The organism is Streptomyces sp. NPDC001406 (assembly GCF_042895285.1).
GTDB lineage: Bacteria > Actinomycetota > Actinomycetes > Streptomycetales > Streptomycetaceae > Streptomyces.
Window position 1 is genome coordinate 21,171 of the sequence record NZ_JBIAWG010000012.1, and the last position, 14,633, is coordinate 35,803.

Annotated in this window: 13 protein-coding genes; 8 read left to right on the plus strand and 5 right to left on the minus strand. The window is 70.3% G+C overall.

Going from position 1 to position 14,633, the window contains the following annotated elements:
• Positions 1 to 57: 57 nt before the first annotated feature.
• Positions 58 to 1,182, plus strand: coding sequence for a DNA integrity scanning diadenylate cyclase DisA (disA, locus tag ACFY1J_RS27860; protein WP_263211139.1), 1,125 nt, complete (start codon positions 58 to 60; stop codon positions 1,180 to 1,182).
• Between the two features lie 53 nt (positions 1,183 to 1,235).
• Here the strand turns inward: disA and ACFY1J_RS27865 are convergent, their stop codons facing one another.
• Complete coding sequence (locus ACFY1J_RS27865; protein ID WP_390732184.1) at positions 1,236 to 2,087, minus strand: hypothetical protein; 852 nt, start codon at positions 2,085 to 2,087, stop codon at positions 1,236 to 1,238.
• Between the two features lie 180 nt (positions 2,088 to 2,267).
• Between ACFY1J_RS27865 and ACFY1J_RS27870 the strand changes: the two genes are divergently transcribed.
• The 5 genes from ACFY1J_RS27870 to cseC all read left to right on the plus strand — a co-directional run bounded on the left by ACFY1J_RS27870 (position 2,268) and on the right by cseC (position 6,737).
• Positions 2,268 to 3,143 carry an A/G-specific adenine glycosylase gene (locus ACFY1J_RS27870; RefSeq protein ID WP_390711623.1) on the plus strand — a complete coding sequence of 292 codons (876 nt, stop codon included), beginning with the start codon at positions 2,268 to 2,270 and terminating at the stop codon, positions 3,141 to 3,143.
• A gap of 268 nt (positions 3,144 to 3,411) precedes the next feature.
• On the plus strand, positions 3,412 to 3,951 hold the full coding sequence (locus tag ACFY1J_RS27875) for a SigE family RNA polymerase sigma factor (protein WP_263211134.1): 540 nt from the start codon (positions 3,412 to 3,414) through the stop codon (positions 3,949 to 3,951).
• Entirely contained in the window at positions 3,939 to 4,592 is a 654-nt protein-coding gene (locus ACFY1J_RS27880; protein WP_390711624.1) for a hypothetical protein, read from the plus strand. The genes ACFY1J_RS27875 and ACFY1J_RS27880 overlap by 13 nt, the downstream gene beginning before the upstream one ends.
• Before the next feature lie 88 nt (positions 4,593 to 4,680).
• Positions 4,681 to 5,385, plus strand: a complete 705-nt coding sequence (cseB, locus tag ACFY1J_RS27885) for a two-component system response regulator CseB (protein WP_390711625.1) — start codon at positions 4,681 to 4,683, stop codon at positions 5,383 to 5,385.
• A gap of 11 nt (positions 5,386 to 5,396) precedes the next feature.
• Positions 5,397 to 6,737: a two-component system sensor histidine kinase CseC gene (gene cseC / locus ACFY1J_RS27890; protein ID WP_390711626.1), complete on the plus strand. Its 1,341-nt coding sequence runs from the start codon at positions 5,397 to 5,399 to the stop codon at positions 6,735 to 6,737.
• A gap of 253 nt (positions 6,738 to 6,990) precedes the next feature.
• Here cseC and ACFY1J_RS27895 read toward each other — a convergent pair whose 3' ends face one another.
• The 3 genes from ACFY1J_RS27895 to ACFY1J_RS27905 all read right to left on the minus strand — a co-directional run bounded on the left by ACFY1J_RS27895 (position 6,991) and on the right by ACFY1J_RS27905 (position 9,646).
• The gene (locus ACFY1J_RS27895; RefSeq protein WP_390711627.1) at positions 6,991 to 7,437 is read right to left on the minus strand and encodes a VOC family protein; all 447 of its coding nucleotides are present in this window, start codon (positions 7,435 to 7,437) and stop codon (positions 6,991 to 6,993) included.
• 59 nt (positions 7,438 to 7,496) lie between these two features.
• Positions 7,497 to 7,919, minus strand: coding sequence for a helix-turn-helix transcriptional regulator (locus ACFY1J_RS27900; RefSeq protein ID WP_390711754.1), 423 nt, complete (start codon positions 7,917 to 7,919; stop codon positions 7,497 to 7,499).
• Between the two features lie 104 nt (positions 7,920 to 8,023).
• Positions 8,024 to 9,646 (minus strand): MDR family MFS transporter, encoded by a 1,623-nt coding sequence (locus ACFY1J_RS27905; RefSeq protein ID WP_390711628.1) that lies wholly within the window; start codon positions 9,644 to 9,646, stop codon positions 8,024 to 8,026.
• Positions 9,647 to 9,792: 146 nt separating this feature from the next.
• Here ACFY1J_RS27905 and ACFY1J_RS27910 point away from each other — a divergent pair, with 146 nt between their 5' ends.
• Positions 9,793 to 10,404, plus strand: coding sequence for a TetR/AcrR family transcriptional regulator (locus tag ACFY1J_RS27910; protein ID WP_390711629.1), 612 nt, complete (start codon positions 9,793 to 9,795; stop codon positions 10,402 to 10,404).
• Here the strand turns inward: ACFY1J_RS27910 and ACFY1J_RS27915 are convergent.
• Positions 10,394 to 10,945 carry a M23 family metallopeptidase gene (locus ACFY1J_RS27915; RefSeq protein ID WP_390711630.1) on the minus strand — a complete coding sequence of 184 codons (552 nt, stop codon included), beginning with the start codon at positions 10,943 to 10,945 and terminating at the stop codon, positions 10,394 to 10,396. The two genes, ACFY1J_RS27910 and ACFY1J_RS27915, sit on opposite strands and share 11 nt — an antisense overlap.
• A 372-nt stretch (positions 10,946 to 11,317) precedes the next feature.
• On the opposite strand from ACFY1J_RS27915, the gene ACFY1J_RS27920 reads away from it, so the two are divergent.
• A complete protein-coding gene (locus ACFY1J_RS27920; protein ID WP_390732185.1) occupies positions 11,318 to 14,605 on the plus strand; it encodes an NACHT domain-containing protein in 3,288 nt (1,095 codons plus the stop codon).
• Positions 14,606 to 14,633: the final 28 nt, after the last annotated feature.

A 14,633-nucleotide genomic window follows, 5' to 3' on the forward strand; every position in this document is an offset into this window, starting at 1 on the left:
CGTGCGAACCGAGTGCGCGAACGGCAGCGCCCCAGAACCTGCGACCGGAGGAGTGCAGTGGCAGCCAACGACCGGGCAGCAGCTCCCGGAAAGTCCGGTGGGAGTGCCGGTTCCGATGGCCTGATGCGCGCCTCGCTGAGTGCCGTGGCACCCGGTACGGCCCTGCGTGACGGGCTCGAACGCGTACTGAGGGGCAACACGGGCGGACTCATCGTGCTCGGCTCCGACAAGACCGTCGAGGCGATGTGCACCGGCGGTTTCGTCCTGGACGTGGAGTTCACGGCGACGCGACTGCGCGAGCTGTGCAAGCTCGACGGCGGCATCGTGGTCTCCTCGGACCTGTCGAAGATCCTGCGGGCGGGTGTCCAGCTGGTCCCGGACCCCACGATCCCCACGGAGGAGACGGGCACCCGGCACCGCACGGCGGACCGCGTCTCCAAGCAGGTCGGCTTCCCCGTGGTCTCCGTCTCCCAGTCGATGCGCCTGATCGCCCTGTACGTCGACGGGCAGCGCAGGGTGCTGGAGGACTCGGCGGCGATCCTGTCCCGAGCCAACCAGGCCCTGGCCACGCTGGAGCGCTACAAGCTCCGCCTGGACGAGGTCGCGGGCACGCTGTCGGCGCTGGAGATCGAGGACCTGGTGACGGTCCGCGATGTGTCCGCCGTCGCACAGCGCCTGGAGATGGTGCGCCGTATCGCCACCGAGATCGCCGAATACGTGGTCGAGCTGGGCACGGACGGGCGGCTCCTGGCGCTCCAGCTGGACGAGCTGATCGCGGGCGTGGAGCCGGAGCGCGAGCTGGTGGTCCGGGACTATGTGCCCGAGCCGACCGCCAAGCGTTCCCGCACGGTCGACGAGGCCCTGTCCGAGCTCGACGCCCTCAGCCACGCCGAACTCCTCGAACTGCCCACGGTGGCCCGTGCGCTTGGCTACACCGGCTCCCCCGAGGCCCTCGACTCGGCGGTGTCCCCGCGGGGCTTCCGCCTCCTGGCCAAGGTGCCGAGGCTGCCGGGCGCGATCATCGACCGTCTCGTGGAGCACTTCGGCGGCCTGCAGAAGCTCCTCGCGGCGAGCGTCGACGACCTCCAGACCGTGGACGGCGTGGGCGAGGCCCGCGCACGCAGCGTGCGCGAGGGTCTGTCGCGACTGGCGGAGTCGTCGATCCTGGAGCGGTACGTCTGAGCCGAGGCAGGACCTGGTCCGCCAAGGCAGGAACTAGTTTGCCAAGGCAGGAACTAGTCCGCCGACAGCACGAACGACGTCGGCGCGATGCTGAACCCCGAGGCCTTCGCCTCCAGCAGATACGTACCGGCCGCCGCCGACCCCGCCGGAGGCGTGGCGCACTGCGGAGCGCTCGGCTTGCGGTCCCACTTCACCGTGTAGGTGATGCTGCTGCCCGCCGGCACCCGGTAGACCATGCTTCCGGCACCCTTCGGGCAGTCGGCCGACGACCAGTACGAGTCGCTGCCGTGGGCCTGTGTGATCGTCAACACCGCGCTCTTCGGACCGAGATCCACCTTGCAGTCGCCGGACGACGAGTTCTTCGCGGTGAGTTCGAAGGTCGGGGTCAGATCCGGCGAGTACGAGTTGTGCCGGCTGCGCAGGCTCAACGTGACCGCTCCGGAGGAGCAGTTGGGCAGTCCCGAGGAGGCAGGCAGCGTGGCCGCCGCATTGACGCTGCCATCGGAGGAGGAGCCGGAACCCGATCCCGATCCCGATCCGGAGCCGTCGCCCGAACCGCTCCCGTCCGTCGAGCCGGAGCCACCGCCGTCGCCCGACCCGCCGTCACCGGACCCGGTGTCGCCGGACCCGGTGCCGCTCCCGCCGCTGCCCCCGCCCCCCGACTCGTCACGCCCGCCGGGGTGTTGGCTGTACGCCGGCCCGCTCCCGGACGGACCCGCCGTGATCGTGGACGCGGGATTCTTGCCGTCGGGCGTGCCGGTGTTCTTCTTGCCGCCCCCGCCACCCGCCGTGGCGATCCAGGCGATCAGCAGCGCCAGGACGGCGACCACCGACAGCATGACGACCCTCCGTCGCCAGTAGATGGAGGAGGGAAGCGGCCCGACCGGATTGCGCAGAGATCCCACGGCGCAAACTTTACGAGAGATCCGCCCGCTTGCTGGCGCCACCCGCCGCCCGGAACCAACTTTTCCGGATCATCATCCCGGCAACTTCCCACGAAGTGGCTTCGCTTCACGCTCCGCACGCCCCGCCCCGGCGCCGCCACGAACCGTGTCCGGCCAACGCGTGGCAGGATCGGAAGGGCCATGACTGAGATGCTCCACGCCCCCGTGATCGCCTGGTTCGACACCCACGCCCGCGACCTCCCCTGGCGCCGCCCGCAGGCGGGCCCCTGGGGCGTGATGGTCAGCGAGTTCATGCTCCAGCAGACCCCGGTCAGCCGGGTCCTGCCCGTCTACGAGCAGTGGCTGGCCCGCTGGCCCCGCCCCGCGGACCTGGCCGAGGAAGCGCCCGGTGAGGCCGTCCGCGCCTGGGGCCGGCTCGGCTACCCGCGCCGAGCGCTGCGTCTGCACGGCGCCGCGGTCGCCATAACGGAACGGCACGGCGGCGACGTACCGACGGACCACGCACAACTGCTCGCGCTGCCCGGCATCGGCGAGTACACGGCCGCGGCGGTGGCCTCCTTCGCCTACGGGCAGCGGCACGCCGTGCTGGACACCAACGTCCGCCGGGTCTTCGCCCGCGCGGTCACCGGTGTCCAGTACCCGCCGAACGCCACCACCGCCGCGGAGCGCAGGCTCGCCCGTGAGCTGCTGCCCGAGGACGAGGGCACAGCCGCCCGCTGGGCCGCCGCCTCCATGGAGCTGGGCGCGCTGGTGTGCACGGCGAAGAACGAGACCTGCCCGCGCTGCCCGATCGCCGCCCAGTGCGCCTGGCGGCTCGCGGGCAAGCCGGAGCACGAGGGCCCGCCGCGGCGCGGCCAGACGTACGCCGGTACGGACCGTCAGGTCCGCGGCAAGCTCCTCGCCGTACTGCGCGAGGCGCACGTCCCCGTGCCGCAGCCGGCTCTGGACCGGGTGTGGCACGAGCCGGTGCAGCGCGCCAGGGCGCTGGACGGGCTCGTCGCGGACGGTCTGGTGGAGCCGCTGCCGGGCGGTCTGTATCGGCTGCCGCTGAGCTGACGCACAGACAAGTCACAGAGCCAGGCGGCTGTTTCACAGCCACCCCACCCACCAAATCACCCCATACAAGAGCAATTCGGCCGCCCCCCTTACCCCGAACTCATTTCCGTTACACAACCGACGGACAGCCGAGTGCTACCCGCAGGCTGCTTCGGACAGCGCCGTGACAACCGCTCCGTAACTTCATTCCTGTGCCCGGCACGACCAACCGGAGCACAGCGACAGAGGCACGGGGCCGGAGAAAAACGGGGAACGGAGGCGGTTGATCATGGCGCAGGGCGAGGTGCTCGAATTCGAGGAGTACGTCCGCACTCGGCAGGACGCGCTGCTGCGCAGTGCACGCCGTCTGGTCCCGGACCCGGTCGACGCGCAGGACCTGCTCCAGACGGCGCTGGTGCGGACGTACGGCCGCTGGGAGGGCATCGCGGACAAGCGGCTCGCGGACGCCTATCTGCGCCGGGTGATGATCAACACGCGTACCGAGTGGTGGCGGGCCCGGAAACTGGAGGAAGTCCCCACCGAGCAGCTGCCGGACGCCTGTGTGGACGACGCCACCGAGCAGCACGCGGACCGCGCGCTCCTCATGGACATCATGAAGGTGCTCGCTCCGAAGCAGCGCAGTGTCGTCGTGCTGCGACACTGGGAGCAGATGTCCACGGAGGAGACGGCCGCCGCCCTCGGCATGTCGGCCGGAACGGTCAAGAGCACGCTGCACCGGGCGCTCGCCCGGCTCCGCGAGGAGCTGGAGGCCCGCGATCTGGACGCACGCGCGCTGGAGCGTGAGGAGCGGGAGCGGTGCGCGGCCTGACCGACGAAGAGCCCACAGCGGCTCGCGGGGTCTACCAGGCGGCGATCACGGCGGTGGCCGTGATCGCCGCCCTCGGCCTTTTCGTCGCCGCCTGTGCCACGGGCGGCACCGGTGCCCGTGACGAGGGCCCGGCACACTCCGACTCGGTGGCGGGGGCGGTGGCCTCCCCCGCCCCCAACCCCTCCGACACGTACCAGCAGGTGGACGCGGTCGCGCTGGTCAGGAGCGACCCGCGGGTCTCGGCCGCGGTCAAGCGGTATCTGAAGCCGTGCGCCGGCGACGAGTACCCGGTCGACGTGTCGTACGGCGATCTGACCGGCGGCCCGGTGGAGGACATCGTGGTCAACGTGCTGACCTGCGCCGACGCGGTGGGCGTCGGGTCGTATGTGTACCGCGCGGAGGGCGGCGCGTACGAGAATGTGTTCAAGGCCGAGGAGTCCCCGGTCTACGCGGAGATAGACCGCGGCGACCTGATGGTGACCAAGCAGGTGTACGACAAGGGCGACCCTGTGTCGAGTCCGTCCGGGGAGAACGTGTACACGTACAGCTGGACCGCGGGGCACTTCGTCCAGGAGGACTACCACCACACCGACTACAGCAATGCGGTCGGTGGCGATCCGTCGCCGGTGCCGTCCGGCTGATGTGAACCCGACACACGATCCGTGCGTCAAGTCAATGACGGCACGAGAACCACACGGCACGAGAATCACGAGGACTGAGAGCAGCGGGATGGCAGACCAGACCCATGTCCTGTTCGTCGAGGACGACGACGTCATCCGCGAGGCCACCCAGCTCGCCCTGGAGCGGGACGGCTTCGCGGTCACCGCGATGCCCGACGGGCTGTCCGGCCTGGAGGCGTTCCGGGCGAACCGCCCCGACATCGCGCTGCTGGACGTCATGGTCCCGGGCCTGGACGGGGTGAGCCTGTGCCGGCGCATCCGGGACGAGTCGACAGTGCCGGTGATCATGCTGTCGGCGCGGGCCGACTCCATCGACGTCGTCCTCGGTCTGGAGGCGGGCGCCGACGACTATGTGACCAAGCCCTTCGACGGCGCCGTCCTGGTCGCCCGGATCCGCGCGGTGCTGCGCCGCTTCGGCCACGCGGGCGGGGGCGTCCATGCGGACCCCGACCCCTCCGCGATGGACGGCGGGGTGCTGACGTTCGGCGAGCTGGAGATCGACACCGAGGGAATGGAGGTGCGCCGGGCGGGACAGCCGGTGGCGCTGACGCCCACCGAGATGCGGCTGCTGCTGGAGTTCTCCTCGTCGCCGGGCACGGTGCTCTCGCGGGACAAACTGCTCGAACGTGTGTGGGACTACGGCTGGGGCGGGGACACCCGGGTCGTCGACGTCCATGTGCAGCGGCTGCGCACGAAGATCGGCCAGGACCGCATCGAGACGGTCCGTGGCTTCGGCTACAAGCTGAAGGCCTGAGCGGGGCGGGCATGCGGGGGAGCAAGCGGCGGCCGATGGGGCGGCACATGCGGCGCGCCGGCATCCGTACGGGACTCAGATGGAAGCTGAGCGCGGCCATCGCGCTGGTCGGCGCGCTGGTGGCGATCGCGCTGAGCCTGGTCGTGCACAACGCCGCGCGGGTGTCGATGCTGGACAACGCGCGCGACCTCGCCGACGAGCGGCTGCAGATCGCCCAGCGCAACTACGACCTGTTCGGGCGGCCGAACTTCCCCAGCATCGACGTCGACGACCCCGGACTGCCGCCCGCGCTGCGGGAGAAGGCCGAGGAGGGCCGCCGGGCCACCTACGTCACCGACCACGGCGGCGTGCCGGACATCTGGGCGGCGGTCCCGGTCAAGGGCGGACACATTCTGTCGCTGCACACCCGCTTCACCGACCGCAGCACGAACGTGATGAAGGACCTCGACCAGGCCCTGGTCATCGGCTCCATCGCGGTCGTGCTCGGCGGCAGCGCGCTCGGTGTGCTCATCGGCGGGCAGTTGTCGGGCCGGCTGCGCAAGGCGGCGTCCGCCGCGAACCAGGTCGCCATGGGCGAGCCGGACGTCCGGGTGCGGGACGCCATCGGCGGTGTCGTACGGGACGAGACCGACGACCTCGCCCGCGCGGTGGACGCCATGGCGGACGCGCTGCAGCAGCGGCTGGAGGCCGAGCGCCGGGTCACCGCCGACATCGCGCACGAGCTGCGCACGCCGGTGACCGGGCTGCTGACGGCTGCCGAGCTGCTGCCGCCGGGGCGGCCGACCGAGTTGGTGCTGGACCGGGCCAAGGCGATGCGCACGCTCGTCGAGGACGTACTGGAGGTGGCCCGCCTCGACGGCGCCTCCGAGCGGGCCGAGCTGCAGGACATCATGCTGGGCGAGTTCGTCAGTCGCCGCGTGGCCGCCAAGGACCCGGCGATCGCCGTACACGTGGTGCACGAGTCAGAAGTCACGACCGACCCACGTCGTCTGGAGCGGGTGCTGTTCAACCTGCTCGCCAACGCCGCCCGGCACGGCAAGCCGCCCATCGAGGTCATCGTGGAGGGTCGGGTCATCCGGGTCCGCGACCACGGCCCCGGCTTCCCCGAGGAACTCCTCGCCGAGGGCCCGAGCCGCTTCCGCACCGGCAGCAAGGACCGCGCCGGGCAGGGCCACGGCCTGGGCCTGACCATCGCGGCGGGCCAGGCCCGGGTCCTCGGCGCCCGCCTGACGTTCCGCAACGTACGCCCCGCGGGCGCACCGCCCCACGTATCGGCGGAAGGCGCGGTGGCAGTCCTGTGGCTCCCGGAACACGCCCCGACGAACACGGGCAGCTATCCGATACTGCCGTAGCACCGATCTGCTGCCGCAGCGCCGGGCCACCGGAACAGACACGCGCGCCGGCGCGACGGTGATGACGCGTCGCTGGGGGGACGGGGCTCAGCAGACCCCATGCGATCCCCGGCGCGAACTGGCGACGGACCGCTGGAGGCTGGGCGCCGCCGCGGATCGACGCCGTCTGACGCGACCGGCCGCCGAGACCGACGACGGGCCCCTGAAAGCCCAGCGCTGCCCGAAGGCCAACGCCCCCGCGCCGCACGCCGGTTCAGCTGGCCCAGTCCTTGTCCATGTCGAGGCCGCCCTCGCGGGGCTGGGTGAAGGAGAACCAGTTGCCTGAGTCGTCGCGGAAGAGGGCCTCCGTGCCGTACGGGCGCTCCTGCGGCTCCTGGAGGAACTCCACGCCGCGGTCCTTGAGTCGCTTGTAGTCGCCGTGGATGTCATCGGTGGTCAGTACACCCGCGCCCAGCGCCCCCTTGGCGACGAGCTTCTTGACCATCTCGGCGGACTCGGGGTCCATCGCCGGCGGCCCGGGCACCATCAGCGTGAGCTCGACGTCGGGCTGGTCCGGGGAGCCGACGGTGAGCCAGCGCATTCCGCCCTCGCCCATCGACATGTCCGTACGGACCTCAAGGCCCAGCTTCTCGGTGTAGAACTCCTTGGCCCGGTCCTGGTCGAGTACCCAGACGGTGGAAATCCTGAGTCCCTTGATCATGGCGTGCTCCTGTCCGCGGGGATCGGCTGCTTGCCCCGCCACCGTAGGCAGCCGGGATCTCAGCCCGCTTCTCCAGAATTGCTCCGGGCATTGCCGGGGCCGCTTCTGAACCCGCCCGCCCAGAGCATGGCGTAGCAGCCCGGTATGAGCGCGGCCCCGCGGCCCACGTGCTTGACCCGGTACTCGCTGGGAGTCAGCCCGGTCCACGTCTTGAACCGCGTCGAGAAGGTGCCCAGGCTGCTGAAGCCGACCAGATGGCAGATCTCGGTCACCGAGAGATTGGCGGTGCGCAGCAGGTCCTGGGCCCGCTCGATGCGACGGTGCGTCAGATACTGGCCGGGCGTCTCGCCGTACGCCTCCTTGAAGGCGCGGATGAAGTGATAGCGCGAGTACCCGGCGTGGGCCGCCACCGCGTCCAGGTCCAGCTCCGGGTCGGCCCAGTCACGGTCCATGGCGTCCTTCGCCAGGCGCAACTGGCGCATCTTGTCCATACGGCGATGGTGGCACGCGGCACTGACATCGGGTCCCGGGCACGAAGAAGGCCCCCGGGGCGGACACCGTCCGGGGGCCTTCGTTCAGGGGCGGCTCAAACGGCCTCGATCACCGGGGCCGGCGCCGCGTCACCGCTGTCGGCCGCGGTCTCCGCCTTCTGGGGCCCGCTCTTGAGCGGGACCTCCTTCACGAACAGCGCCGCGGCCAGCACGATCACCGCGATCACCGCGCCGAGCAGGAACGCCGAGTGCGTACCGGCGGACACCGCGTGCTGGTACGCCTCCCGCACCGGCGCGGGCAGCTTGGCCAGGCTGGCCGCGTCGAGCTGTGCGGACTTCTCGGTCATCTTGGCGGCCAGCGCACCGCCCCGCTCGGCCATGACGTCCTGGACCCGCTGGTTGAACAGCGCGCCCATGATGGCGACACCGAAGGAGGAGCCGAGCGTACGGAACAGGGTGGTCGACGAGGACGCGACGCCCATGTCCTTCATCTCCACGCTGTTCTGCGCGACCAGCATGGTGATCTGCATCAGGCAGCCCATGCCGAGACCGAGGACGGCCATGTACACGCCCGAGGTGAACCGGGAGGTGCCGGTGTCCATCAGCGACAGCAGGTACAGGCCCGTGATCATCAGGACGGCGCCGACGATCGGGAAGACCTTGTAGCGGCCGCTGTTGGTGGTGACCCGCCCGGCCACCATCGAGGTCACGAGCATCGCGCCCAGCATCGGCAGGAGCAGCAGACCGGAGTTGGTGGCGGAGGCACCCTGCACCGACTGCTGGTACAGCGGCAGGAACAGTGTGGCGCCGAACATCACGAAGCCGGTGATGAAGCCGATGACCGACATCAGCGTGAAGTTGCGGCTGCGGAAGATGTGCAGCGGCAGGACCGGCTCGGCGGCCTTGGTCTGCCAGAACACGAAGCCGACCAGGGCGACGACGCCGATGGCGATCAGTTCCATGATCCGCGCGGACGTCCAGGCGTACTCGGTGCCGCCCCAGGTGGTCACGAGCACGATCGAGGTGATGCCGACGGTCAGCAGCGCGGCGCCCAGGTAGTCGATCCGCGCCTTGGTGCGCTTCTTCGGCAGGTGCAGCACGGCGCTGATCAGCAGCAGCGCGACGGCGCCGAGCGGCAGGTTGATGTAGAAGGACCAGCGCCAGCCCCAGTTGTCGGTGATGGTGCCGCCGACCAGCGGGCCGCCGATCATCGCGAGCGCCATGACGCCGGCCATCATGCCCTGGTACTTGCCGCGCTCCCGCGGCGGGACGAGGTCGCCGATGATCGCCATGACGCCGACCATCAGACCGCCGGCGCCAAGACCCTGGACGGCCCGGAACCCGATCAGCTCGCCCATGTTCTGGGCCATGCCGCTCAGCGCGGAGCCGATCAGGAAGATCACGATCGAGGTCATGAAGGCGCCCTTGCGCCCGTACATGTCGCCGAGCTTGCCCCAGATCGGGGTGGACGCCGCGGTGGCCAGTGTGTAACCGGTCACCACCCAGGACAGGTGCTGCAGGCCGCCCAGCTCACCGACGATGGTCGGCATCGCCGTGCCGACGATCATGTTGTCGAGCATCGCGAGCATCATCGCGATCATCAGCGCGAGCAGGACGACCCGCACGCTCCGCTGCTTCTTGCCCGGCTTGCCCGGCTGCTCGTCGGAGACCCCTTCGGGTGACTCCTGGCTCACCGAAGCCGCTTGTGTGTCCGCCATCTTCCCACTCCCCCAGCGACTGCCACTTACTTGCCGCCCGGCTAGTTGTCTACACTGGGAAGTTAGCGTCGCAACTAGCCGGGCGTCAAGTAAGTTTGCTAGTCGGGCGGCAAGTAAGTTTCCGCGGGAGCGCGAGGAGTACGAGGATGGGCGTCACCATGGACGGCACCAAGCAGCAGCGCCGCGGCAACACCCGCCAGCGCATCCGGGACGTCGCGCTCGAACTCTTCGCCGAGCAGGGCTACGAGAAGACGTCATTGCGAGAGATCGCCGAGCGCCTCGACGTGACCAAGGCGGCGCTCTACTACCACTTCAAGACGAAGGAAGAGATCATCGTCGGCCTCTTCGAGGATCTGACGCAGCCGATGGAGGACCTGATCGAGTGGGGCCGGCAGCAGCCCCACACCCTGGAGACCAAGCAGGAGATCGTACGGCGCTACAGCCAGGCACTGGTCGGCGCGGAACCGCTCTTCCGCTTCATGCAGGAGAACCAGGCGACGGTCCGCGAACTGCGCATCGGCGAAACCTTCAAGGACCGGATGCACAGTCTGCGGGACATCATGATCGACCCCGCGGCACCCCTCGTCGAGCAGGTCCGCTGCGTCAGCGCGCTGTTTACGCTGCACGCCGGGATGTTCGTGATGCAGGACCTGGAAGGCGACCCCGAGAAGCGGCGCGAGGCCGTTCTCGAAGTCGCCGTGGACCTCGTCACGCAAGCCCATCGGGGCGCCTGCCCGGAGGACCAGGTCAGACCTTGACACCCTTGGCGTGCAGGAAGGCGACCGGGTCGACCGCGGAGCCGTAGTTCGGGGTCGTACGGATCTCGAAGTGCAGGTGCGGACCGGTGGAGTTGCCGGTGCTGCCGGACAGGGCTATGTGCTGGCCGGTCTTGACGACCTGCCCGATCCTGACGTCGATCCGGGACAGGTGGGCGTACTGCGAGTACGTCCCGTTGCCGTGCTTGATGACGACGGCGTTGCCGTACGCGGGACCGTCACCGGCGCCGTTGCCACCGGCCTTGACGACCGTGCCGCCGTGCGCGGCGACGACCTCGGTGCCCGTCGGCACGGCGAAGTCCTGGCCGCTGTGCTTGTGCGCCCAGTGGCTGCCGTCCTGCATGAAGCTGGCCGAGAGCGTGTACTTCTGCACCGGGTCGACCCAGGAGGTGGCGGACGCGGTGGCGGCGCTTGCGACCCCGGTTCCCACGACGGCCGTGGCACCCAGACCGGCGGCCAGGACGGCCACCCGGGTACGGAGGTTGGACGTGCGGGTGGAACGGGACGTAACGCGCTTGAACATCTGGACCTCGTGGAGTCGGGGACTTGGAACCACCCGGCGCGCAACCGTCCGCCGGATGGGGCATCTCTTGGTAACCCGCCATGCCGCCTGGTCTCAAACCCCCCCGTCTACGGCGAAAGCTAGTACTCAGCCGCATAATCCGCAGATCCTTGACAGATAGGCGTTTTTCGGGCATCACCCCTCCGACGTCGCCCGTTCACGGAGTATTGGGTAGTAAAAATCCCTTTTGCCCGGCCAGAAATTCCCACTATCTCCTCTAGTAACGGACAAATCGCCTGTGCGGCATGTCACCGGCTTCCAAGATCGACGGACACCGGAATGTGACCGGCGCTACGCTGGCCGGCGTTCGCGCGACTACGGGGGTGGGCGGGGATGGATCCGGCAGTGCTCGGCACCAGGCTCGCGTCGGGTCTGGTCGGCCCGCTGGTGAAGAAGCTCTTCGTGCAGGACGGGCCGGGGGCGGGGCTGGTCGACAAACCGGTGCGGCTGTCGGCCCTCGTCTCCTTCAGGGGCGAGAAGCGGACCCTGACCGACAAGGACGTACGAAAACTCGCGACCCGTCTGGTCAAGGAGGCCGTGGACTCGCCCGGGGAGCGGCCGTTCCCGGCGGACGAGGAAGAGGCGGTCGCCCACGCCCTCACCGGCAAGCTCCTCGCGCTGGGCGAGCTCGACATGGACGACGTGCAGGCGGTGCAGCTCGGCTACCGGGAGCTGGCGCGCAAGCTGCACCACCGGGCACCGACCAGGGACCTGACGGCCGACGCGTCCTTCTTCCTCGACTCGGTCACCGAGTGGGCCTGCCTGCACATCATCGACTTCTTCACCCGGCGCTCCACCTTTGTCGCCCACACGCTGATCGAGCAGAGCCGGGCCCAGGCGGAACTCATCGCCAAGCTGGACGAGCTGATCATCCGCAGCCCGCGGCCGTTCGCCCGGGACGCGACGTTCGAGCGGCGGTATCTGGCGTATGTGGCCAAGAAGCACGGGCAACTGACGATCTACGGCATCGATCTGGTGAACTCGCCCGCCAAGTGGCCCTTGGACGTGGCGTATCTGAGCCTGGAGGCCACCGGGGAGAAGGCCCGTCTCGCGGACTTCGCCACCGGCCTGCCGCGGGAGGCCTTACCGGGCGGCGACGGCACGACGGCCGACGCCGTGCTCGCCGAACTCCGGGCGGAGCTGCGGACCCTGGAGTCCCGCCCCGCCGACCAGGTCCTGGCCGAACACGACCGCGTCCTGCTGCGCGGCGTCGCCGGCTCCGGCAAGACCACCCTCGTGCAGTGGCTGGCCGTCTCGGCCACCCGCGGCGAACCCGAGGGCCCGATGGCCTATCTGTACGGCCGCGTTCCGCTGGTCCTCCCGCTGCGCTCGCTCACCCGGCACGGAGAGCGGCTCCCCTCCCCGGACGGCTTCCTGAAGGCCTCCGGCTGTCCCCTGGCCGGGGCCCAGCCGGAGGGCTGGGCGGACCGCGTGCTCGACCGCGGCCGGGGTCTGGTCCTGGTCGACGGCATCGACGAGGTCCCCGAGACCGAGCGGGAGCGCGCCCGCGTCTGGCTCGGCGAGCTGGTCGCGGCCTACCCCGGCAACCGCTGGCTGGTGACCTCGCGCCCGAGCGCCGTACAGGACGACTGGCTGGCCGACGACGACTTCACCGAGCTCACGCTCTCCGCGATGAGCCCGGCGGACGTGGCGTCCTTCGTCCGCCGCTGGCACACGGCGGCCCGCGGCGGGAACGAGGACGAGGACGCCGACCTGCGGACGTACCAGAGCCAGCTGCTCGCCGCCATCCGCGGCAAGGCCGACCTGGGCCGCCTCGCCACCAACCCCCTGATGTGCGGTCTGATCTGCGCCCTGCACCGCGACCGCCGCGGCTATCTCCCGCACGGCCGCAAGGAGTTGTACGAGGCCGCGCTCACCATGCTGCTCACCCGCCGGGACCGGGAGCGGGACGTGTCGGCCGGCGTGGAGCTGCAGCAGGAGCCGCAGACACAGCTCCTGCAGCGGCTCGCCTACTGGCTGATCCGCAACGGCCGTACGGAGCTGGACCGGGAGCGCGCCGAGCAGATCATCGCCGAGGCGCTGCCCGCCGTACCGGCCGCCGCCGCGCTCGGTGAGGCGCCCGTCGTCTACCGCCACCTCCTCAACCGCAGCGGGCTGCTCCGTGAACCCGCCCCGGACACGCTGGACTTCATCCACCGCACCTTCCAGGACTATCTGGGGGCGCGCGCCGCCGTGGAGGTCTGGGACATCGGCCTGCTCGTCGAGCACGCGGCCGACGACCAGTGGGAGGACGTGATCCGGATGGCGGTGGCCCACGCCCGCCCCCGGGAGCGGGCCGAGATCCTGACCGGGCTGCTGGAGAAGGGCGACGCGTCGCTCGAAGGACGGGAGCGCAACCGGGTCTTCCTGCTGGCCGCCGCCTGTCTGGAGCATGCGGCGGAGCTGGATCCCGGGGTCCGGGCCGCCGTGGAGAAGCGGGCGGGGACGCTGATTCCGCCGGTGAGCGTCACGGCGGCGGAGCAGCTGGCGGCCGTGGGTCCGCTCGTGCTCGATCTGCTGCCGGATCCGGAGGAACTGGAGCAAGGGGACGCGGTGATGGTGCTGATGACGGCCACGCGCGTGCGGTCGGACGCGGCGATCCCGTATCTGGCGCGATTCGCCAAGAACGTCTCGTCGCTGGTGATGTCGCGCCTGTTGTGGGCATGGGACCAGTTCGACACCGAGCGCTACGCCCTGGAAGTGCTCGCCCATGTCGATCCCACGGCGGTCGTGTTCCCCGTCACCAACACGGCCCGGCTGCGGGCGCTGCGCGCACTGGGCGGGCGTCCCATGGTGGAGTTCGTCGGCCGGGGCGTGGGGGTGGGCGAGCTGAGGTCGTACGTCGCCGACTTCCCGCCGGACAGGCTGGCCGTCAGGGGCTATCTGGGACTCGACGACCTCTCCTTCCTCAAGAACGCGGCGTCGCTGACCGAGCTCGACATCACTGACTGCCCCAGCCTCAAGGACCTGGCCCCCCTGGCCGGACTCGGCCTGCGGACGCTGCATCTGCGCAGGCTGGGCTCCGGCCCGGAGCTGCGGGCCCTGGCGACACTCGACCGGCTGACGGATCTCGTGCTCGAACTCGCGCCGACCGACACCTGGAACCTGGGCCTGCTCTCGGAGCGCGCGCCCCTGAGCCGGCTCGTCCTCGACGCCGGCACCGCCCCGGAGGACGGACTGGCGGGCCTCGGGCGTCTCACCCGGCTGGTCGAGCTGAGCCTCAACGCCCGCAGCAGCCCCTCGTCGGCGGCCGACTGGGCGGATCTGGTCTCGCTGCCCGCGCTGGGCCGTCTCAGTCTGAACGGCGCCTCGCTGGGGCTGTGTCCGCGCTCCTTCGCCCTGCCCTCCGTGCACCTTCTGGCCCTCGCGGACGACGGCCCCGAGCCGCTGGCCATGGAACGGATCGCCACGCTGTTTCCCCGGCTGGTCGAGTTGCACTTCCTCGGCGGCGCGGATGTCAGGGAGCGTCTCGACCTCGAACCGCTCCTGGATCTGCCCGACTTGAAGTGCGTCTACGTCCCGGCCGGGCCCGCGCCGGTGCGCGGGCTCGACCAACTGCGGGGCAGACAGGTCCAGATCCTGGAGCAGATGGGGGGCGTGCCGTGGAAGTCACGGCGCTAGACGGCGAGTTCGGGTTGTAGCGCGCCGA

Bases quoted from the DNA above. Each gene is read 5' to 3' on its own strand.
- ACFY1J_RS27870 (WP_390711623.1), top strand. From the start codon at position 2,268: ATGACTGAGATGCTCCACGCCCCCGTGATCGCCTGGTTCGACACCCAC.
- ACFY1J_RS27875 (WP_263211134.1), top strand. From the start codon at position 3,412: ATGGCGCAGGGCGAGGTGCTCGAATTCGAGGAGTACGTCCGCACTCGG.
- cseB (WP_390711625.1), top strand. From the start codon at position 4,681: ATGGCAGACCAGACCCATGTCCTGTTCGTCGAGGACGACGACGTCATC.
- cseC (WP_390711626.1), top strand. From the start codon at position 5,397: ATGCGGGGGAGCAAGCGGCGGCCGATGGGGCGGCACATGCGGCGCGCC.
- ACFY1J_RS27895 (WP_390711627.1), bottom strand. From the start codon at position 7,437: ATGATCAAGGGACTCAGGATTTCCACCGTCTGGGTACTCGACCAGGAC.
- ACFY1J_RS27900 (WP_390711754.1), bottom strand. From the start codon at position 7,919: ATGCGCCAGTTGCGCCTGGCGAAGGACGCCATGGACCGTGACTGGGCC.
- ACFY1J_RS27905 (WP_390711628.1), bottom strand. From the start codon at position 9,646: ATGGCGGACACACAAGCGGCTTCGGTGAGCCAGGAGTCACCCGAAGGG.
- ACFY1J_RS27910 (WP_390711629.1), top strand. From the start codon at position 9,793: ATGGGCGTCACCATGGACGGCACCAAGCAGCAGCGCCGCGGCAACACC.
- ACFY1J_RS27915 (WP_390711630.1), bottom strand. From the start codon at position 10,945: ATGTTCAAGCGCGTTACGTCCCGTTCCACCCGCACGTCCAACCTCCGT.
- ACFY1J_RS27920 (WP_390732185.1), top strand. From the start codon at position 11,318: ATGGATCCGGCAGTGCTCGGCACCAGGCTCGCGTCGGGTCTGGTCGGC.